At 40.6% G+C, this 18,512-nt stretch carries 19 protein-coding genes and 1 tRNA gene; 14 read left to right on the forward strand and 6 right to left on the reverse strand.

Annotated elements, in window-relative coordinates; genetic code table 11:
- Positions 1-68: 68 nt before the first annotated feature.
- The 9 genes from Q0Q74_RS09635 to Q0Q74_RS09675 all read left to right on the forward strand — a co-directional run bounded on the left by Q0Q74_RS09635 (position 69) and on the right by Q0Q74_RS09675 (position 7,784).
- The gene (locus tag Q0Q74_RS09635; RefSeq protein WP_294430298.1) at positions 69-626 is read left to right on the forward strand and encodes a hypothetical protein; all 558 of its coding nucleotides are present in this window, start codon (positions 69-71) and stop codon (positions 624-626) included.
- Entirely contained in the window at positions 627-1,421 is a 795-nt protein-coding gene (locus Q0Q74_RS09640; protein ID WP_294430299.1) for a tetratricopeptide repeat protein, read from the forward strand.
- Positions 1,422-1,475: 54 nt separating this feature from the next.
- Complete coding sequence (locus Q0Q74_RS09645; protein ID WP_294430301.1) at positions 1,476-3,641, forward strand: zinc-ribbon domain-containing protein; 2,166 nt, start codon at positions 1,476-1,478, stop codon at positions 3,639-3,641.
- 8 nt (positions 3,642-3,649) lie between these two features.
- Entirely contained in the window at positions 3,650-5,176 is a 1,527-nt protein-coding gene (locus Q0Q74_RS09650) for a C25 family cysteine peptidase (RefSeq protein ID WP_294430303.1), read from the forward strand.
- Positions 5,173-5,427 carry a hypothetical protein gene (locus Q0Q74_RS09655; RefSeq protein WP_294430305.1) on the forward strand — a complete coding sequence of 85 codons (255 nt, stop codon included), beginning with the start codon at positions 5,173-5,175 and terminating at the stop codon, positions 5,425-5,427. The genes Q0Q74_RS09650 and Q0Q74_RS09655 overlap by 4 nt, the downstream gene beginning before the upstream one ends.
- Positions 5,428-5,725: 298 nt before the next feature.
- Positions 5,726-6,031 (forward strand): hypothetical protein, encoded by a 306-nt coding sequence (locus tag Q0Q74_RS09660; protein ID WP_294430308.1) that lies wholly within the window; start codon positions 5,726-5,728, stop codon positions 6,029-6,031.
- 252 nt (positions 6,032-6,283) lie between these two features.
- Positions 6,284-6,778: a hypothetical protein gene (locus Q0Q74_RS09665; RefSeq protein WP_294430309.1), complete on the forward strand. Its 495-nt coding sequence runs from the start codon at positions 6,284-6,286 to the stop codon at positions 6,776-6,778.
- Between the two features lie 218 nt (positions 6,779-6,996).
- Entirely contained in the window at positions 6,997-7,614 is a 618-nt protein-coding gene (locus Q0Q74_RS09670; RefSeq protein ID WP_294430311.1) for a hypothetical protein, read from the forward strand.
- 97 nt (positions 7,615-7,711) lie between these two features.
- Positions 7,712-7,784, forward strand: a tRNA-Ile gene (locus tag Q0Q74_RS09675).
- An 85-nt stretch (positions 7,785-7,869) separates the two neighbouring features.
- On the opposite strand, the gene Q0Q74_RS09680 is transcribed toward Q0Q74_RS09675, so the two are convergent.
- From Q0Q74_RS09680 to gltX, 3 genes are all read right to left on the reverse strand, one after another.
- Positions 7,870-8,367 (reverse strand): DUF456 domain-containing protein, encoded by a 498-nt coding sequence (locus Q0Q74_RS09680; protein WP_294430314.1) that lies wholly within the window; start codon positions 8,365-8,367, stop codon positions 7,870-7,872.
- A 21-nt stretch (positions 8,368-8,388) separates the two neighbouring features.
- Complete coding sequence (locus Q0Q74_RS09685; RefSeq protein WP_294430316.1) at positions 8,389-9,105, reverse strand: HD domain-containing protein; 717 nt, start codon at positions 9,103-9,105, stop codon at positions 8,389-8,391.
- Between the two features lie 144 nt (positions 9,106-9,249).
- Positions 9,250-10,827: a glutamate--tRNA ligase gene (gene gltX, locus Q0Q74_RS09690; protein ID WP_294430318.1), complete on the reverse strand. Its 1,578-nt coding sequence runs from the start codon at positions 10,825-10,827 to the stop codon at positions 9,250-9,252.
- Positions 10,828-10,968: 141 nt separating this feature from the next.
- Between gltX and Q0Q74_RS09695 the strand changes: the two genes are divergently transcribed.
- The gene (locus tag Q0Q74_RS09695; protein WP_294430321.1) at positions 10,969-11,415 is read left to right on the forward strand and encodes a hypothetical protein; all 447 of its coding nucleotides are present in this window, start codon (positions 10,969-10,971) and stop codon (positions 11,413-11,415) included.
- Positions 11,416-11,486: 71 nt separating this feature from the next.
- Here the strand turns inward: Q0Q74_RS09695 and Q0Q74_RS09700 are convergent, their stop codons facing one another.
- Together Q0Q74_RS09700 and Q0Q74_RS09705 are read right to left on the reverse strand one after the other, a co-directional pair.
- On the reverse strand, positions 11,487-12,275 hold the full coding sequence (locus Q0Q74_RS09700) for an ABC transporter ATP-binding protein (protein WP_294430322.1): 789 nt from the start codon (positions 12,273-12,275) through the stop codon (positions 11,487-11,489).
- 1 nt (position 12,276) lies between these two features.
- Complete coding sequence (locus Q0Q74_RS09705) at positions 12,277-13,209, reverse strand: ABC transporter permease (RefSeq protein ID WP_294430323.1); 933 nt, start codon at positions 13,207-13,209, stop codon at positions 12,277-12,279.
- A gap of 117 nt (positions 13,210-13,326) precedes the next feature.
- On the opposite strand from Q0Q74_RS09705, the gene Q0Q74_RS09710 reads away from it, so the two are divergent.
- The gene (locus Q0Q74_RS09710; protein ID WP_294430325.1) at positions 13,327-14,628 is read left to right on the forward strand and encodes a M18 family aminopeptidase; all 1,302 of its coding nucleotides are present in this window, start codon (positions 13,327-13,329) and stop codon (positions 14,626-14,628) included.
- A gap of 36 nt (positions 14,629-14,664) precedes the next feature.
- Here the strand turns inward: Q0Q74_RS09710 and Q0Q74_RS09715 are convergent, their stop codons facing one another.
- On the reverse strand, positions 14,665-16,842 hold the full coding sequence (locus Q0Q74_RS09715; RefSeq protein WP_294430326.1) for a SpoIIE family protein phosphatase: 2,178 nt from the start codon (positions 16,840-16,842) through the stop codon (positions 14,665-14,667).
- 132 nt (positions 16,843-16,974) lie between these two features.
- Here Q0Q74_RS09715 and Q0Q74_RS09720 point away from each other — a divergent pair, with 132 nt between their 5' ends.
- The 3 genes from Q0Q74_RS09720 to Q0Q74_RS09730 all read left to right on the forward strand — a co-directional run bounded on the left by Q0Q74_RS09720 (position 16,975) and on the right by Q0Q74_RS09730 (position 18,396).
- Positions 16,975-17,427 carry a low molecular weight protein-tyrosine-phosphatase gene (locus tag Q0Q74_RS09720; protein ID WP_294430328.1) on the forward strand — a complete coding sequence of 151 codons (453 nt, stop codon included), beginning with the start codon at positions 16,975-16,977 and terminating at the stop codon, positions 17,425-17,427.
- A gap of 92 nt (positions 17,428-17,519) precedes the next feature.
- Positions 17,520-17,807, forward strand: coding sequence for a TRL domain-containing protein (locus Q0Q74_RS09725; RefSeq protein ID WP_294430330.1), 288 nt, complete (start codon positions 17,520-17,522; stop codon positions 17,805-17,807).
- A gap of 61 nt (positions 17,808-17,868) precedes the next feature.
- Complete coding sequence (locus tag Q0Q74_RS09730; protein WP_294430332.1) at positions 17,869-18,396, forward strand: hypothetical protein; 528 nt, start codon at positions 17,869-17,871, stop codon at positions 18,394-18,396.
- The last annotated feature ends 116 nt before the right edge of the window (positions 18,397-18,512 follow it).

Below are 18,512 nucleotides of genomic sequence, written 5' to 3' on the forward strand. Positions count from 1 at the left end.
AAATACAACTTTGAAGATAATAACAAATTTCAGTAATACATAAAAGAACTGATTGTATGGAGTTATAAATGGCTAAAAATTGGATTTTTGATAGTGATTTTTCTTTTGCGGACGAGAAGTTTTCAAGAATATACAGATTTTTTGTAATTGAAGCTCCTGTAGATGAAAAAGTAAGCAGACGGGCTAAACATTTGGATGTGTTTAATAAAGCTTCCAGAAAAATAACAGATATTCTTAAAAAGAATATACCTTCTCTAAATAAAAACTGGAAAACCGTATTAGTTCGTGACAGGGACGAGATGGAAAAAATTGAACAAGATGTTAAAAACCTGTGCAAACAAAGCAAAATCTTGGATGAAGTCTCAGATAGAAAGGAAGTCTTTATCCATACAGATATGAAGAAAAATAAAACTAAGTCACTTATTTATTCGATTAGATGTGCCTTTGCACATGGAGCCTTTAGTAAAACGGAATTTTATGGGGAACAATATTATTTTTTTGAAAATAGAGACAAGGGAAAACTAAGAGGTCGGATAGTAGTTAAAGAGGACAACCTAATAAAAATTATTGATATTTTTGAAAATTTTGATAAATACCTTAAACCAATCCACAAAGGAGTAAAATAAATGCCATTTTATGCAAATGCCGTGCTGGAAAAAGCACGAAAGCAAGCACAGAAAAAACTCGCCGCAGAAGAAGCAGCCCGCAAAGCTGAGGAAGAAAGGCTCGCAAGAGAAAAAGCCGAACGCGAAGAAGCGGAGCGAAAGGCAGAAGAAGAGCGTATAGCAAAAGAAAAAGCGGAAAAAGAACGACTTGCTAAAGAAAAACATGAACTAGAAGCAAAATCTCAAAAAATCTTGGAAAATGAATCAGCGTATTCTTTAGAAGAGTTGCTGGAGGTTGAAAAGGTTTCTCATAATGCGCAGATTCAATTTTTCATCAGTGAAAGATACAGAAATCAAAAGAAAAGTGAAAAATCTTTTGAATGGGCAAAAAAAAGTGCGGATCAAAAGAATTATGACGGAATTGCTCGCTTGGGCTGGCATTATTTAAATGGCGAAGGTTGTGAAAAAGATGTTTCGAAAGGTTCTGAATTAATTCATGAATCCATCAAGTACGGGCAAAGTTCTTATGGCCAGAATACGCTTGGGTATATGAATGAGAATGGAATAGGTGTCGAGAAAAATTATTCAGATGCATTTTTCTGGTACAAAAAATCTGCCGAGCAAGGAAATCCGTATGCTCAATGGAATCTCGGGCGGCTATACGAGGAAGGGAAAGGAACGGAGCAAGATAGAGAAAAAGCAATTTACTGGTATGAAAAATCATCTGAGCAAGGAAATGAGTTTGCTAAGAGCAAACTTGAATCTTTGCAGAATAACACCGGTATAGATGTTGATTCATTTGATTTAGGTATTTAGATGAAGATTTTGACTTATTTAAACATAACTAATAGAAATTAGAGGAGAAAAAAAATGTCAGACGAAAAAGAATTCAAATATCATCTTATTCCTTGCCCGCACTGCAATCAGAGTGCAAGTTATCAGATGAGTTTGGGACGTGGTTGCTCAGCTTCTGTTTCCTGCAGATACTGTCATAAAACAATAAAAATTAGAACCAATATGAACGCTCAAATTGAGCGGATTGAAAAGGACTTTAACGGAGGAGTTACTATGAAAAAATGCCCTAACTGTGGAAAAGAACTTAAAGATACTGCCAAATTTTGTGGTAGTTGTGGAACAAAACTTGATGAGGTAAAGGCTACAAATCGTCCTGATGACGAGCGTGGTGTAAATGTTGCCTCATCATACATTCATTGGAATATTCTTCCTGGTCAGATTGCCGTAAAAATTGACGAACGCGATATTGCTTCCTACGGAAAAGTAAAAGGTCTTGTCGTACAGGATGGCGTAAAGGCTCTTTTCTTCGTGCAGGGAAAAATTGTGGCACAGCTTGAAGCGGGTCAATATGCTTTCAAAGATTATGCAAATGCTGTCGTAGAAGAAAAAGAAGAGAAGAAACGCTCTCTAATCGGCAACTTTTTTCACAATGTCGCTAATTTCTTCAAAGGTGGCGCTTCAGATATAATCAGAAAAACATATCAGGTCAGCATTGTACTTGTTCGTTCTACAGAGTTCCCGCTTTTGTTCAACTTTGAGAATGTGGAAACTGTCGGAATCCGAAGCAATGTCGGCATTCATCTTTTGGTAAAAGTTTCTAATATCAATGATTTTTACACGAATCAGCTTCTTGATAAGAAAATGCTCTGCTATGAGACTGTCGCAAAATCTCTCGAAAGCACAGTTCTTGCGGTTTTGAATGAAACCCTTTCTGGAACTGAGCCACAAAAGGTCTCAACAAAGGCAAATGATGTCCTTCTGGCATTACAAAATCGTATTTCGGAATTGTATCCGTATTTCTCAGCTTCAAAAATCATCAGTCTTACGGCCAGCCGTGAAGAACTGGAAAATATCCGAAAAATGCAGGAAGAACTATATATTTCGGAACTGGAGCTTACAGAACTTACAAAACGAAACAATTTCTTGAACCGTCTGCACGATGAAAACAATGCACAGACACTTGCCGAAGCTCGAAGCGAAACTGATTTCCAGGCCGCACTTGATAAGATTGACGAAGACCGTGAGCTTAACGAGGACGAACGGCTTAAATTCAGTCAGATGCTTGAAGCTCAGCGAATGATTCGCGAGGCAAAGACTGAGGATGAAGTTCAGGCTGGTATTCAGAAATACAAGAAGAGCGGGCTTCTTCGTGAGGAAGAAATTGAGAATATTCAGGCTCAAATTACACAGAATGCTTCTCTCCGTGATTTGACTTATGGTCAGGAACTTGTGCTCGCAACTCTCGCCAATGAAAAGGAACTCGACCGCCAGAAACTGCTGTGGGAGACCGAAATCGGCAATGCCCGTCTTCAGAATGAACTTGCTCAGGAACGAATGAGAGCGGAGTATCTGGACGAGCGGGAACGACAGAGAACTGCACTTGAAGCAGAAAAAGCAAGAACCGAACTTGAACTGCAAAAAGAGCGTATGGCTTCAAAACTTGATGTTCTTCGCCAGGCACAGGAAATCCGTCAGCAGCGTGAGCAGGCAGAACATGAGCGTCAGATGGAAGCAAACGCACAGAAAATCCTGCATGAAGAAGAGATGCGCCGAATGTTCCAGAACATGACAGCGGAGCAGATTCTTGTTGCAAATCCTAATATCACGCCAGAGGCAGCTAATGCAATGGCTGAAAAATTCAAGGCAGAACTTGCAGCGAGCCAGAATGACAAAACTGCTGAAATGGCAATGAAACAAAGTGAACAGATGCAGGCTTTCATGCAGCAGCAAATGGCTATGATGCGTGATGTAACTATGGCTGGCCTTGGTGCGAATGCACAAAATCAGGCACAACGTCTTTCTGACAAAGATGCGGAGATAAACCGTTTTGCCAACGGTGTGAATAATGCCGTAAACTCTGTTAGCAGTGCGCTTAAAAATCCTCAGACTGTTTATCAGACAGGAGCTTCGCCTATGACTCAATCAGCAAATGGGGCAAAATCACTTCTTACATGTCCGAACTGTGGAACGCCTCATGAAGAGGGAGCCTTGTTCTGTGAGAGTTGTGGCGGCTCACTGTAGGAGACTTTATGTTTTGTGAAGAATGTGGCGCACAACTTGAAGAGGGGATGCGTTTTTGCGAAAACTGCGGAGCTGTTGTTAATGGATCTGCAGAACCTTTCTCAAATTCTCAAAAATCTGAACCAGTAGAGAAAGGTGTTCTTCTTACACGGCTTTCAGTTCTTGCCTCACAGTTGTCTTGTTCAAAGCAAGAATTGTTTGAGGAAATAGGACGATACATTGAGTATAAGAAAACTCGTGGCATTCAGTATTCTCTGATGGATGTAGTCTCTTCTTCTGTTTCAGATGTTGTTTCTTTGCTAAAGAATTTGCGTTCTAAAAACGAATTCAAATATGTATTCATACTCGGAAATGAAAAGGTTATTGAAGTTTCCGAGTGGGAGAACAAAAGCGGGGATTCTGATTCATCAGTTACATCTGATTTGGCATACAGTTCGCTTAGCACATCATCGCCTTGGGAAATTCAAAAATATGATTTTGAGAATTTTTTGCTTGTTGGGCGGTTGCCTTCTTATGACGGAGAAATTTTTGAAGAATTCTGTGCATATTTTAAGAATGCAATGATTTCAGAAGAAAGTTTTGAAAAACTTAAAACTTATGGACTCAGTGCCGCAGTCTGGAAGCAGGAATCTGATTACGAGTACAGAAAAATTGCATCTTCAACAACGGATTCGTCTCCAGATATCACGCTCAATTCAGTTTCATCTCGTATTGATGCTGACAGTAACATTTTGTTCTTTAATCTTCACGGAAGTTCTGTAGCAAAATTTTGGTACGGACAACAAGGTTCTTCCTATCCAGAAGCGTTTTCTCCAGAAAATCTTTCTGCTCTTAAAAAGCCATATTTTTTGGGCGTTGAAGCCTGCTATGGAGCAAGATACATTGGAAATCTTGGTAAAACTGACAGCATCGTAGTTCAAGCAATGCAATCAGGTTGTATTGCTTTGCTAGGTTCGAGCAAAATCGCTTATGGCACACCAAATCCAACAGGAAGCTGTGCCGATTTGATGGTGGGTGAATTCCTTAAACAAATCTGTGCCGGAAAAACTGCCGGGAATTCTCATCTCGCAGGTATTCACAGGCTTTTTAACGAGTCCAAAGATTTTTCAGATACAGAGATAAAGACTTTGACAGAATTCTCTCTTTACGGAGACCCCAGTTCAAGTACTGGAAATCAAACAAAATTTGGTCAAAAATCGTTCTCTTCGCATTCATCTTTGTTAAGTTCTAGAATCGAACCGCATAATGCTAAATTTGTCGGACATGCACGAGGGCTTTATGTTCAAATTCCTGACATTCGTTCTCAAATAGAGATGAGTCTTTGCGAAGTAGATTCAAAAATTAAAGCGATAATAAATCGGCATGTGTATTCATTCCATAAAGAACTTGCCGGAATTGAACCAAAAACATACAAGTTTTCCAACCGTGAAATGTGGCAATCAATTTACACAAAACAAATCGGTGCAGTTGAAAAAACTGTAAAGGTTTATTTTGACAAGTACGGCACAATCAAAAAGGAGCTTGAATCAAAATGACAGAAGAAAATAAACAGCAGACAGAATCTTTGACAGGCATTGTGATTTTTAGAACCGCTGACAAAGGCTCAAAAAGCGAAAGCGAACAGCCATTCCTTAAAAAGGATGATGGAGATGAAATTCGTTTGTTCTATAAAGATTCAAATCCGTTTGAAAACAACTATTTGCTATCTTACAAAGAAAAAAGAGTAAAAGTAACCGGAAAAATGCACGATTCAATTTTTATTGTGGACTCAATAGATAAGATATAGGTTCACTTCCAAATTGATCAAAAACTTCACTAACACCATTAAATAACTTTTAGCTATTCTATTTCTCTATTTTGTTCATTCTCGATAAGCCTCATTTTCAGCAAGGAAACTACAGAGATAAAATTGGACTTGAAAATTTTACTATGTGACCCGTATAATAGCGCCGTCATCTTGTAAAACTAAACTGCGCAGAAGAAAAATTATGAGATTGCCTAGAAAATAGCGCAATGCTGAAAGCAAATATGCTAGCTGTTTGTTTCAGTATTTGGCTAGGAAAATATATTTAAGGAGAAAAACAATGATTTTTATAAAAGTTTTAGACAAATCGACAGGATTGGAAATCGGTACTGATGTAATGGATTTGGAATCATATACATGGCAATTAGAAACTGCAAAATGTTTTGAATTCATTGCAAAAAACAGAAAAAAATATGTTACTGGAAAATTTCTTGTGACAAATGATGTAGAAATCACAAAACTTAGTGATGATGAAACGACAATTGTTTTTAAGATTTCAAATTGTAAACTGCTTCTCATGAACATAAATCCAGAAAAGCAGTTTGACGATGCTGCAAACAGTCAGTGGATTTCATATCCTGAATAATAAGTTTACCAACTCTGTCATAACGATAAATCTATATGACAGAGTTGGAATTAATTATTGGAGCAATTGCAATTTCCGAATGAGTCTAATCCCATGAATTATATTTTCTCTGGATTTGTGTATATTATTCTTATATCAAAAAATCCAGGGGAACTTAAATTTGAAAAATTTTACGCTCCCGCAACAATGCAATACATTTTCTTTCCGAAGTATCAAGTTGCTTTGATACAAAAACTTCAGAAGGAGAATCGTATGAAAAAAATTATCATTTCAGCCTTTGCATTGGTTATGGTCTTGTTTGTGAGTTGTGGCAGCACAAGTTCACTCGGCAGGGAAGCGAAAAAGAATGGGCTTCCAAAATGGACTGATGCCCGGATTTTCAAGTCTTATCTTGCAGAAAGCTATGATTTGAAGATGCCGCAGGAAGGCGTGTTTGTGGTTGGTGTCGGATCAAGCATTGAGAGTGCAGAAACTGCAGGCCAGGGCGAGCTTTCAAAATACATCAACAACAGCACGAGTACATACGAAAAGCGAAATACCGACGGCAAAGGAAAGGAATCTTACAATCGAATCGATGTAAGCGTATCGGCCTCGCAGCTGAAAAACCTTCAGTGGATTGATAAAATTTCATCGGATATGATATACCGTCTCGGTTTCATTGAATACGGCGACCTTGAACAATGTCTGGGACTTTCGCACGAAGATTTCAATAATCTGGTAGACGAATATCGTTCCGGTTCATACTAATCAAAATCTTTTATCATCGGGTTTCTAGTTAGCCTCCGCTCGGAAATCCGATGAGCCTTTAACAAGTTTCTTTCCAACTCTCTATGATAAATTTGAATTTAGCGAAATCGAAATCATTTTTCTCTTGTTTCTCTATTTGTCTGGCCTTGTTATGTATTTCCTGCCAGTCAACAAAGGTATATGAACAATACGAGAGTTGCATTTATGAAGACTTTAAAATGCTTTCAAAATGTACAAAAGACTTCAATGAAGAAAAAACAACAAAAAAAGTCTACTCTTTTTATTCTGGTCAAGGAACTCTTACCCTTGAGACTCATTCCACAAAAATCACGGTAATAAGCGAGCCTGATTATAAATACATTGCTTATTCTTTTTTTGTTAAACCTTTTAGCATAGCTGGAGCTTCAACTGTAAGTCTTGGAAAATGCCTGTTTATTTCAGCTGGGATGTTTTTTTTGGCTGCTATTGATTATGTACCAGAAGTGGAAAAACCTTTGTTTGATTTCGAAGAAGATAAGAGAAAAATGATAGAGGCAAGGTGTGAAAACAAAATTAAGATGTATCCTGAGTTTCACAAGCCTTTTACGAAAAATCATATCATTGTAGAAAAAACTGTTTCTAAAATTTCTGCTTACAAGACAAAAGATGAAGAAACTGTTGTTATAAGTTATGAAAAGAACGAATATGACAACTCGATTTTTGTAAGTCGAGAAATCAAAAAAGATTACTATTCAACAGTTTATGTGATAAATCACGTTGGCAATGTAATAACGATACCAGTCTCTTTAGTTTCAGCTGTGTCGGGTATACTTGTGAATAAGGCATTTGTGAAATAAAACTGAATTTTAACTCAAAATACACAGAAACTTTAGTCTACTATACACTGTCATCTTGACCAATACCGCTATTTTCTGATATTATTAAATCCACTTCGGGCCATTAGCTCAGCGGTTAGAGCAGAGGACTCATAATCCTTTGGTCCTTGGTTCAAATCCAAGATGGCCCAGTATTTTCGAAACGAAGTGAGAAAATACATTCAAATCACTTCCTATAGGCCAAACGAGCGAAGCGCTGTATGGCCCGGTCTTTTCTTATTTCAGCAGACTTATCACAAAAATCCAGATAAAGGCACTTACGCAGATCATTTTTATGCCTGTTCCGAGCATAAAGCCTGTGAATGCACCGAAGGCGGCTCGTAATGCTTTGCCTGTGTCTTGTGAATCATGAATCATCTCGCCGATGAAAGCTCCGATGAACGGACCTAATATGATTAAAATCACGGTTGGAGCGAAAAGAATGCCGAAAATCAGGCCGATTGTGCTTCCCCATACACCGGCTTTGCTTCCTCCTGCTTTTTTGGTCATTAGCGAAGGAAAAATGTTGTCGGCGACGGTGATTAAAAGTGCAAAAAATCCCGTTATAATCAGCGTTGTTACGGAAATTTGAGAATGTGCTGAAAAATGAGCTGAAAGAAGTCCTGCCCAGGCTAAAGGGGGTCCCGGCAGAATCGGCAAAAATGTACCGATAAAACCAAGAAAGAGCAAAAATCCTGCAATAACTGCAAAAAAAATCGTGGGGTCAAAGCTCATGGCTTCCTCCTTTTATGAACCTTACAAATCCCACCACTGAGCTGCGCTTTGGTCTGCAAGCTGAATCAAAAGCACGAGCGGATTTTGAAGAAGGTTCGAATAATTGTATGTTTCCATCGGCGCCAGGTCAGAAAATCCCATGTGCCGGCTGATTGCCTCGATTACAGTGCGTCGTTTAAGAAGCTGCGGCATTGATTCTAAAAGAAGCAAAACTGATTCGTTTCCGTGCCCAAGATTGCGCAAATCTGACTTTGTTTTGTAGTATGGCTCGTATTTCCAGTTGCCGTTAAAATCCTTTGTTTTTTTACTTTCTGTGGCGTAAGTGCCGGCCTTGCAAAAATCATGTGCAAAACCCGATATAAAAACATCTTCTGCTGTGAAAGCAAATCGGTCACTGCGTTTTGAAATTGCGAAATTTGCGGCGAAACTTTCTGCAAATCGAAGTGCCTGAACTGCAACCAAAAGAGAATGTGCGGCAAGCCCACCTTTCACATTTCCATGAAATCTTGTGCTGGCAGGGCTTGTCCAAAAATCGTGCTCTTCCATCCAGTCTTTCAAGGCTGAAAGTGAAGCTTTGTCTTCTATTATGTAGTCAAGCATTTCGATTGATGTTTCTTTTACCAGCTCAGGGGAGAAAGTTCCGTCTTTTTGAATCGGCTGTTTTTGAATGAAGATGTCACGCAGCGCGTTTATCTGTTTTTTGAATTGTTCGTCAAGTTCGATATCGTATTCGTTCATTGTTTCTTTATTTTATGGGCGAAACTGCCGCAAGCGGCAGTCCGGGCTTTTCAGGGCTACGGCTTCCGCCTTCGAAACGGCCAGCCGTTTTTCGCTCAGTTTGCTTCGCAAACTGGCTCACCCTTACAATCCCTTTCGCATTGGTTACAGTGTGGCAATAGTTCTTTCGATTCGCTCAAGAGCGCGTTCTTTGCCCAAAACTGCAATAGAACCGATGAGCGGTGGAGAAACGCGGCTTCCTGTTACTGCCATACGAACTGGCATCATAAAATCACCGAGTTTGATACCGAGTTCTTCAGCCTTTGCTTTTGCGAAGTTCTCTGCACCTTCGTGGTCAAGCTCAAATACTTTTGCAACGAATTCTTTTGCGTTCTCAAGGACTTCTTTTGTTTTTGCCTGGTCGAGCTTTTTCGGAACAAGCTGCTCAACTGGAGGTACGGCTGGTTCTGTGAACATAAAGTGAACCATCTCCGCAGCCTCCGTGAGGAACTTAAGTCTCTCCTGAATGAGTGGCATGAGACCCATGAGTGTCTTTTTGACATCTGTGCTCGTCATGTTCATTGATTTGTCTACGCAGTATGGCTCGCCGTCTTCGCCCATTGCAACACCACTGAACTCTGGGCCAACATTTGGTTTTGGCTGTGGGTTCTCCGGGTTGATTTCAAGTCTTGCATCCCCTGTTCCTGTGATGAATGGAAGGGTCCACTTGTAAAGTTCTTCTGTTGAGAGCTGTCGGATATAGTTTGCGTTGTAGAATTCCAGCTTTTTGTAGTCGAATACAGCCGGAGCCTTGTTGAGGTGCTCAAGCTTGAATCTCTCTGCAAGTTCTGGAAGTGTATAGAAATCACGGCCTTCTTCGTAAGAACAGCCCAGCAAAGCAACATAGTTTACGATAGCCTGCGGAAGGTATCCTCGTGCACGGAACTCGTTGAGTGAAGTTGAGCCGTGTCGTTTTGAAAGCTTTTTGCCGTCAGAACCGTTTACCATAGGAAGATGGCAGAATTCAGGATGATCCCAGCCGAAAGCTCTGTACATCTGAACATGGAGCGGGGTAGAAGGAATCCATTCCTGAGCGCGCATTACATGGCTGACCTTCATCAAGTGGTCGTCAACGATGTTAGCCAAATGATATGTCGGGAAGCCGTCGCTTTTGAGCAAAACCGGGTCCGGGGAAATGTCTTCGTTTTTCCATGTGATGTCGCCCAGCAAGTGGTCATGGAAAGTTGTCTCTCCTTCAAGAGGCACTTTGAGGCGGATTACATAAGGTTTTCCGGCATCAAGATTTGCCTTGATTTCCTCTGGAGTGAGGTGACGGCAGTTTCGGTCGTAGCCCGGAGCCATTTTGTTCTCGGTCTGGATTTTTTTGATTCGCTCCAGTCGCTCAGCATCGCAGAAGCAGTAGTAAGCCTCGCCTTTGTCTACGAGTTCCTGTGCGTATTTTTTGTAAAGCTCAAATCTCTCTGACTGAACATAAGGACCGTATTCGCCGCCTTTTTCGCCGCCTTCGTCCCATTCAATTCCCAGCCATGCCATTGTATCGTAAAGATTTTTGACATATTTTTCATCGTATCGGGTGCGGTCTGTGTCTTCGAGACGGAGAATGAATTTTCCACCCTGGCTTCGTGCGTAAAGATAATTGAAAAGTGCAGTGCGAACGCCACCAATGTGCTGCATACCTGTTGGTGACGGTGCGTAACGAACGCGAACTTCTTTGTCTGACATAAAATTCCTCTATATAAATAAAAATTTCTTTTCAATTATAATGAATTGAATCGTAATGTTCCACAGTTTTTAAAAATATGAATAGATTCTGTACAGTTTTCAGATTTTTCATGTTATAATAGAAGTAATAGGAGATTATATATGGTCAAAAGACTTATGACAGTTTTGTTTTTGCTGGCTTTTACTGGAATAATTTTTGCACAACAGCAGAATCCAACTAAGGTCAACGGAGCTGAAGATGATAATTATCTTTGGTACGAGTTTAAGATTCAGCAGTTGCGCAGGCAAATGAAAGTTTATGCGTTCAAAACCGATGAGCAGAGAAATAACCGCACGGCTCAGCTTTTCAATGCTGCTGGCTGGGGTATGGGCCCAAATGAAACAATTACTGAATTCTATAATTTCCGTGCCGGCGAAAAAACAAGGATGTGGGATGCTGAACTTAAACCAATGATGAAAAAAGAAGGTTATAAATATGCGTTCACGACTTACCGCATAACCGACAAGGATTTAACAAAAATCTTTCTTTATACATTCTATTATGACAAAGATAAGGATGAGCTTTACATGCTGAAATCATCCAAATAAAAAAAAGCTGTTCGGAATGTTCCGGCTGAGAGCAGAGCATTTTCGAACAGCTTTTTTTGTGCTTTTTAGGCTTACTCGCCGAGCATCATTCGGTCATTGAGTTCGCCAACTGCATTGAATTTTGCAAGTAAATCTTCTACTTTAAGATTTTGTTTTTCTTCACCACGGACATCATAAACGATTCGACCTTTCATCATCATAATAAGGCGGTTTCCGTAGCGGATTGCATGCTTCATGTTGTGCGTGACCATGAATGCCGTGAGCTTATCCTGTTCAATAAATTTTTCTGTGAGCTCAAGGACTTTTGCTGCGGTTTTTGGGTCAAGTGCGGCTGTATGTTCGTCAAGAAGAAGCAGTTCTGGTTTTTTTAATGTTGCCATCAAAAGAGTGAGAGCCTGCCTTTGACCGCCTGAAAGAAGCCCGACTTTGCTTGTAAGCCGTGACTCAAGCCCCAGATCGAGCATTGCAAGTTTGTCTCTGTAAACAGCTTTTTCTTCTTTTTTAATTCCCCAGCGGAGTGTGCGGGTGCTGCCTCTTCGGAGAGCCATTGCAAGGTTCTCTTCGATTTCCATGTTTGCTGCAGTTCCTGTAAGCGGATCCTGAAAAACTCGTCCCAAAAAAGCTGCTCTTTTATATTCCGGCATTTGAGTAACATCGCGGCCGTTAAGTTTGATTGAGCCGGTGTCACATGAATGAACTCCCGCAATGAGATTGAGGAGCGTTGATTTACCTGCGCCGTTTCCGCCGATGATTGTTACAAAGTCACCGTCTTCAAGCGTGAGGTTTATGTCATGGAGGGCGCGTTTTTCTGTAATTGTTCCTGGATTGAAGGTCTTTGATACATGTGTTATTTCAAGCATTTTATTTTCCTTCCTTGATGACTGCTGATGCGACTTTCTTTTTGAGAATCTTCTTTTTTGCTACAGGAATTGCAAGTGCGATTACTACGATGATTGCCGTGAGCAGTTTGAGGTCGGATGATTTAAGGCCGAGCTGAAGAACGATTGCAATAATCAAGCGATAAACAACTGAGCCAAGAAGAATTGAAAGAAGCGTTACATAGAATGCAAAGCGCTTGTTGAACCATGCAAAAATGCTTTCGCCGAGAATGATAGAAGCAAGACCGATGACGATTGCACCTGTTCCCATTCCGACATCACCGTATCCCTGCTGCTGAGCTACAAGTGCACCCGAAAGAGCGATGAGACCGTTTGAAAGCATAAGTCCCATGAGCTTCATTTTATCGGTATCAACACCCATTGCGCGGACCATTTTTTCATTGTTGCCGGTTGCACGCAGACAAGAGCCGATTTCAGTACCACAGAACCAGTAAAGGAATGCAATCAGTGAAATGCCGAAGATGATTCCGATGATGAAGGAAGCGATGTTCGGAGTGATGTCAATTGCGTCCTGCATTTTTGTCATCATTGTATCAACACCGAGAAGCGGAGTGTTTGATTTTCCCATGATGCGGATGTTAATAGAATAAAGTGCAATCATCGAGAGAATTCCGGCAAGAATCTCATGAATTTTGAGCTTTGTGTGCATGAGACCTGTTGCAAGGCCTGCGATTAAGCCTGTAAAAAACGAGATAAAAACAGCGAGAAGAGGATTAACTCCCTTTGTTACCAGAATTGCACAAGTCGAGCCGCCGAGAGCAAACGAGCCGTCACATGTCATGTCTGCAATGTTAAGAATTCTGAAAGTGAGGTAAACGCCAAGCGTCATGATACCCCAAAGCAAGCCTTGTGCGACAGCTCCCTGTGCCGCACCTAAAATACTTATGATATTCATAATTCGCGTATTATATCATAGTACGATGATTATTTCTATATGTAGAAATGTTCTGATTGGCACATGCCGAAATTAATCCGTATGGCTTTTTTCATTTCCTTGCTGTAAACTGTACGCATGATTCAAAAATTGTTTGATTTTATCAAAAAATCTCCGAGCCAGTTCCATGCGGTTCAAAATATCGCGCATACCTTGTCAGAAAATAATTTTACTGAGCTTTTTGAATGTGAAAAATGGAACCTCGCGCCAGGCGGCAAATATTTTGTCAGGAGAAATTCTTCTTCTGTAATTGCTTTTTCTCTTCCAGACTCTGATTTTAATGCGGTCAGGCCGTTTTTGCTTTGTGCAAGTCATTCAGATTCTCCGTCGTTTAAGATTAAGGAAAATCCTGAAATAAAATCGGCCGGGGCTGTAGTCCTCAATGTCGAAAAATACGGCGGAATGCTTCTGAATCCCTGGTTTGACAGGCCTCTTTCTGTTGCCGGAAGGCTTGTTGTTCGTAATCGGAACGGCGGTAAATTTTCAGTAAAAGAGATTCTTGTTAGCATCGACCGTGATTTAGTGATGATTCCGAATCTTGCGATTCATTTTGACCGCGAAGCAAATGATGGGCGTAAAATCGATGTGCAGTCAGAAATCCGGCCCGTTCTTTCGCTTGATGAAAAGTCAAATCTTCTTTCGCTTATTGCAAAATCTGCATCTGTAGAAGAATCTGACATAATCTCTCATGATTTGTTCCTTTACAACCGTTCTGAGCCTTCTGTCTGGGGTGCGGAAAATGAGTTCATATCAGCTCCGAAACTGGATGATTTGGAATGTGCCTTTACGACTTTGCAGGGCTTTTTGCAGTCTGTAAAAAATGGCTCTGATTCAGCAGATTCCCATAAATCCATCCCTGTTTACTGCGTTTTTGATAACGAAGAAGTTGGAAGTTCAAGCCGTCAGGGCGCGGATTCAACTTTCCTGAGCGATACCCTGTCACGAATTTCTGAAAAACTAAACTGGAGTGGCGAAGATTTTAAGATTTCTCTGTCAAAAAGCATAATGCTGAGCGCAGACAATGCACATGCTGTTCATCCGAATTATGTTTCAAAGTCAGACCCTGTCAATCAGCCAAAAATCAACGGCGGAATCGTAATCAAATTCAATGCGGCTCAAAAATATACGAGTGATGCACTTTCATCAGCTTTGTTCAAGGAAATCTGCCGGGAAGAAGGCGTTCCTTTTCAGATTTTCACGAACAATTCAAATGTTGCCGGCGGCTCAACTTTGGGAAATATAAGCCAGAATCATGTTTCGATTCAGTGTCTTGATATCGGACTTCCTCAGTGGGCGATGCACTCTCCGTATGAGAGCGCGGGTGCCAAAGATGTTGAATTTATGATTCGTGCTGTCGAAAAGTTTTATTCTGCCTTGTAAAACGCGGCTTTTGATTTGAGTTTTGGACTGCCTTGGTTATGCTTCTGGCAGTTCTTCGACAATCTCTTCCATGTCGTCATCATGCTCGTCGTCTGCGACATATTCGACCGTATTCTTGCGTTTTGCGATAATCAGCGTGATGTCGTCCTCAAAAGGCTTGTATTCGGTGAATTCCTCAAGTTTTTCAAAAATAAGACCTGCGATTTCGTCAGTGTTGCGGGCATGATTCTTTTTTACAATGTCCTTGATAGGTTCAATTCCGAACTGCTCGAATTTTGAGTTTTGCGCCTCAGTAAGACCGTCTGTGTAAAGAATGAGAATATCGCCTGTTGACATGAAGAAATTTGAACGGGCGAATGATGTCATGATTCCCTTCATGCCGATTGCGCCGTAATGCTTTTTGCCGTCGTTGCCCCGAAGCTCGTAAATTTCCTTGTCATGTACGCTGAATTTGAGCGGATAGGGATGACCAGCATTGCCAAGTTCTACGCTGCATTTTCCAGAATCTTCAGTATCTGTAAAGCGGCAGAGAACGCCTGTCATGTAGTTGTCGATGTCGCCTTTCTCGGAAATAATCATATTGTTTATTTTTGTCAGTACATTGTCGATTGGTTCGCGCCGCCTGAAGCCTGTCTGGAAAACTCGTGAAATTATGTTCTTTGAAAGCATTGTGACAAGGCTTGCGGAAAGACCGTGACCTGAAACATCAAAAAGCGAAAGTCCGTTCAGAATATCATTAAAGCTGTAGTAATCGTAAAGGTCGCCTGAAACTTTTGCCTGCGGTGCGTAGCAGACCGAAATCTCCCAGCCTCTGAAATGCCTGTTCGGTTGCGGAAGGAAGTTTTTTTGTACGAGAGAAGCCATTTCAAGGTCTTTGTCAGAGCGTAGCTTGTCTTTTTCTAGTTTTTCGTTCAAAAGTGAAAGTTCATTGTTTGCGTCTTCAAGTTCCCTTGTGCGTTTTGCAACTTCCTCAAGAAGATGATTTGAAAGATTCTCGTTATTTCGGTAGATTCTTGCAAAAATCTGTGAAAGCATGACGATGAAGACAATGATTGTTCCCTGCCAGCCGAAAATCGTAAAATAGGGATATGCTTTTGTGTTGTCGATAAGCCGGATTATAAGATCTGTAGCAAGTCCGATTCCGAATGGCTGGAATCCTATGAAAAACTGTACGGTCCTGAGCCTTGTTTCTTTCTTTGAAAAATTTCTGACAAGCTCGTAAAGTCCAAGAAGAACCTGAAGTCCGACAAGAATCATCATTGCAGGTGAGATTTTAAGGAGAAAATCGTAGCTTGTTGCAAAAAGCGTGCATAAAATCTGTATTGCAAGAATTGAATCCCGTGCAATTCGGACGGGCAGCTGCATTTTAGATTTGAAAAAATCCGTCGCGAAAAGACCCGTGAGGTAGATTATGGTGTATCCTGGAATGCAGAGCGTAAATTTCGCAAAAATCAGATGTGAAATCATGCCTGTCGTGTAAGCCGGGAGCTCCGTTGCAAAGAAATAGGGCAGCAGGAACACGGCAGAAAAGTTCAGAAGTGCAAAATCACGGAAAGTCTTGAATTTTAGTATGCTCGCATAGAGACATATAAATAGAACAAAAGTGAAAACCATGATTCCAAAAAAGAGCATGTAGAGGCGGGCATTTATGAAATTTATCGATTCAAATTTTGAATATGCGAATCCCGTCGGCTGAATGAATGCGTGGCTGGAAATGCCGCTGTCTCCATAAACAAAAACTTTTATGAGGATTGTGTTTACGCCTTCCTGCTTGAGTATGTTGATTGGAAAACTGAAAAAATGTGCCTTGAACATGGTTGACTGCTCATGAGGCGGAAAAGCACCGTACTGGGAAATGAATGTGCCGTTGCACCAGACCTGTTCTGCAAAACGAAGGTGAGGAATTACGAGACCAAGAGACATGTTTTTGAGTGACTCAGGAATTTCAAAATCGGCCCGAATCCAAACATAGTGGCGGTCTTTGCCGAAAATCTTCATCAGGTTGTGCTCTGAGTGGTCTTCGAGTTTTTTGAAATTTGCGGCATTTTTCATTGCGTCACCGGGATTTGAATCAGCAGTTGATTCCCAGTAGTAAAAATCCCTTCCGAGGACGAGTTTTGGAGCATCAGGTTTGCCGCATGAACATAACATTACGGGAATCTGTGTAAGCAGAATGAGAAAACAGATAAAATTAGCTTTCGATAAAACCCGCATACTGACATTTTATCACGACATTGTCAAAAAAAGAATTTATTTTTTCAAATTTGAGTTATTTGCTGCCTGCGGGAATCCGCTTGTGCCGCTCTGATTAACGAATATTCTTCTTTATGATATGATTCATCAGTTATGAAAAGAATTTTATTTATTTGTCACGGAAACATCTGCCGTTCTCCAATGGCCGAAATGGTAATGAAACATTATGTAAAAAAGGCCGGTCTCGAAAAAGAATTTTACATTGATTCGGCTGCAACTGATTATGATGAAATCGGAAACGGAATGCACAGGGGAACGCGGCAAATTCTTTCGCAAAACGGAATCCCATACACTGACCACAGGGCAAGGCTCGTCACCCCTGATGATTACAATGACTATGATTTACTGATAATCATGGACGGTGAAAATGAGCGTCATTTGAGGCGGAGGGTAGGCGAAGACACAGAGCGCAAAGTTCATTATCTTCTTGAATACACTGGCGAAAACCGTGATGTCGCAGATCCCTGGTATACGGGCAATTTTGATGACACTTGGTATGATGTTACGCGCGGTTGTTCTGCCTTGCTTGCAAGTTTGAGAAGCTGATTTTAGTAATCTTTTCTGAAAAAAAACTTGACTTTTCATTTTTCATGGAATAACATCTTATTTATCAATATTTTTCAAAAAAGGAGTAAAAAATGAAAAAGATTATTGGTGCTTTGGCTGCTTGTGCAGCTCTTATGCTCGCAGTTAGCTGTACAACTGTAGCTCCAGGCTCATTCGATGCTGGTGCTGCTGCAAACACAAAACGCGGTGAAGCTTCTGGTATGTTCCTCTGTGGCATTCTTCCACTTCCATCTGCAGATGTTAGTATCTCAACAGCTGCTGCTAACGGCGGAATCAAAAAGATCGCTACTGTTGACCACAAAGTTTACAGCGTCCTCGGTATCTTGGTAACACGCACAACAATCGTTACTGGCGAGTAATTAATATCTTTTTACGCTAAAGCCGAAAGGAGCAATCCGAGTAGGCTTTTTTTTATCTCTTATGACTAAATCTAAATATCTTATTGCTTTCTTTTCCGTTTTACTTTCTTTTGTCTTTATTTCCTGTGAATCAAAATCACTTCCGTCTCTTTTGGGAAGCTGGGAAGCAGAAATTACATTGAAATCTGAACTTGGCTCAAAAGATACAGGTGAGAATGTTGATGCCTTTTTGTTCACAAAGCAGAAAATCACCCTTTCTTTTTCAGAAGGCGGTGTTTTTACAAAGCATATCGTGCAAAAGGTTGACCGTTTGGAATCAAATGTAGAATTTGATGATGTGGAAAATCCTGAAGCATATTTTGCGCAGTTTTTCAACAAGGATTTGACATTTGACGGTGAGTACAGTCAGAAAAAATCTTATCTTTTCTTTACAATTGAGACTGTTCGTGAAGGTGAAGACGAAGCTCTTTCATATATGGACTATTTCGTTAAAGATCCTTCAATTGGAGATGATGAAAGCAGCTCATCTTATGAAGTAAAAGACGGAGTTCTTGTTATTGACGGTGTGAATTTCAAAAAAATATTGTAAATTTTGCAATTTTTCTATTCATGCTATTGACTAAAACGCGTCTTTTGTTTAAAGTATCATACATTCAGCAATGAACACATGGGCTATTAGCTCAGTAGGTAGAGCACCGCCCTTTT

The organism is uncultured Treponema sp. (assembly GCF_946187725.1).
GTDB lineage: Bacteria > Spirochaetota > Spirochaetia > Treponematales > Treponemataceae > Treponema_D.

What these genes read in the sequence shown, in the direction of transcription:
- Q0Q74_RS09635 (WP_294430298.1), top strand. Translation starts at nt 69, where the DNA reads ATGGCTAAAAATTGGATTTTTGATAGTGATTTTTCTTTTGCGGACGAG.
- Q0Q74_RS09640 (WP_294430299.1), top strand. Translation starts at nt 627, where the DNA reads ATGCCATTTTATGCAAATGCCGTGCTGGAAAAAGCACGAAAGCAAGCA.
- Q0Q74_RS09645 (WP_294430301.1), top strand. Translation starts at nt 1,476, where the DNA reads ATGTCAGACGAAAAAGAATTCAAATATCATCTTATTCCTTGCCCGCAC.
- Q0Q74_RS09650 (WP_294430303.1), top strand. Translation starts at nt 3,650, where the DNA reads ATGTTTTGTGAAGAATGTGGCGCACAACTTGAAGAGGGGATGCGTTTT.
- Q0Q74_RS09655 (WP_294430305.1), top strand. Translation starts at nt 5,173, where the DNA reads ATGACAGAAGAAAATAAACAGCAGACAGAATCTTTGACAGGCATTGTG.
- Q0Q74_RS09660 (WP_294430308.1), top strand. Translation starts at nt 5,726, where the DNA reads ATGATTTTTATAAAAGTTTTAGACAAATCGACAGGATTGGAAATCGGT.
- Q0Q74_RS09665 (WP_294430309.1), top strand. Translation starts at nt 6,284, where the DNA reads ATGAAAAAAATTATCATTTCAGCCTTTGCATTGGTTATGGTCTTGTTT.
- Q0Q74_RS09670 (WP_294430311.1), top strand. Translation starts at nt 6,997, where the DNA reads ATGCTTTCAAAATGTACAAAAGACTTCAATGAAGAAAAAACAACAAAA.
- Q0Q74_RS09680 (WP_294430314.1), bottom strand. Translation starts at nt 8,367, where the DNA reads ATGAGCTTTGACCCCACGATTTTTTTTGCAGTTATTGCAGGATTTTTG.
- Q0Q74_RS09685 (WP_294430316.1), bottom strand. Translation starts at nt 9,105, where the DNA reads ATGAACGAATACGATATCGAACTTGACGAACAATTCAAAAAACAGATA.
- gltX (WP_294430318.1), bottom strand. Translation starts at nt 10,827, where the DNA reads ATGTCAGACAAAGAAGTTCGCGTTCGTTACGCACCGTCACCAACAGGT.
- Q0Q74_RS09695 (WP_294430321.1), top strand. Translation starts at nt 10,969, where the DNA reads ATGGTCAAAAGACTTATGACAGTTTTGTTTTTGCTGGCTTTTACTGGA.
- Q0Q74_RS09700 (WP_294430322.1), bottom strand. Translation starts at nt 12,275, where the DNA reads ATGCTTGAAATAACACATGTATCAAAGACCTTCAATCCAGGAACAATT.
- Q0Q74_RS09705 (WP_294430323.1), bottom strand. Translation starts at nt 13,209, where the DNA reads ATGAATATCATAAGTATTTTAGGTGCGGCACAGGGAGCTGTCGCACAA.
- Q0Q74_RS09710 (WP_294430325.1), top strand. Translation starts at nt 13,327, where the DNA reads ATGATTCAAAAATTGTTTGATTTTATCAAAAAATCTCCGAGCCAGTTC.
- Q0Q74_RS09715 (WP_294430326.1), bottom strand. Translation starts at nt 16,842, where the DNA reads ATGCGGGTTTTATCGAAAGCTAATTTTATCTGTTTTCTCATTCTGCTT.
- Q0Q74_RS09720 (WP_294430328.1), top strand. Translation starts at nt 16,975, where the DNA reads ATGAAAAGAATTTTATTTATTTGTCACGGAAACATCTGCCGTTCTCCA.
- Q0Q74_RS09725 (WP_294430330.1), top strand. Translation starts at nt 17,520, where the DNA reads ATGAAAAAGATTATTGGTGCTTTGGCTGCTTGTGCAGCTCTTATGCTC.
- Q0Q74_RS09730 (WP_294430332.1), top strand. Translation starts at nt 17,869, where the DNA reads ATGACTAAATCTAAATATCTTATTGCTTTCTTTTCCGTTTTACTTTCT.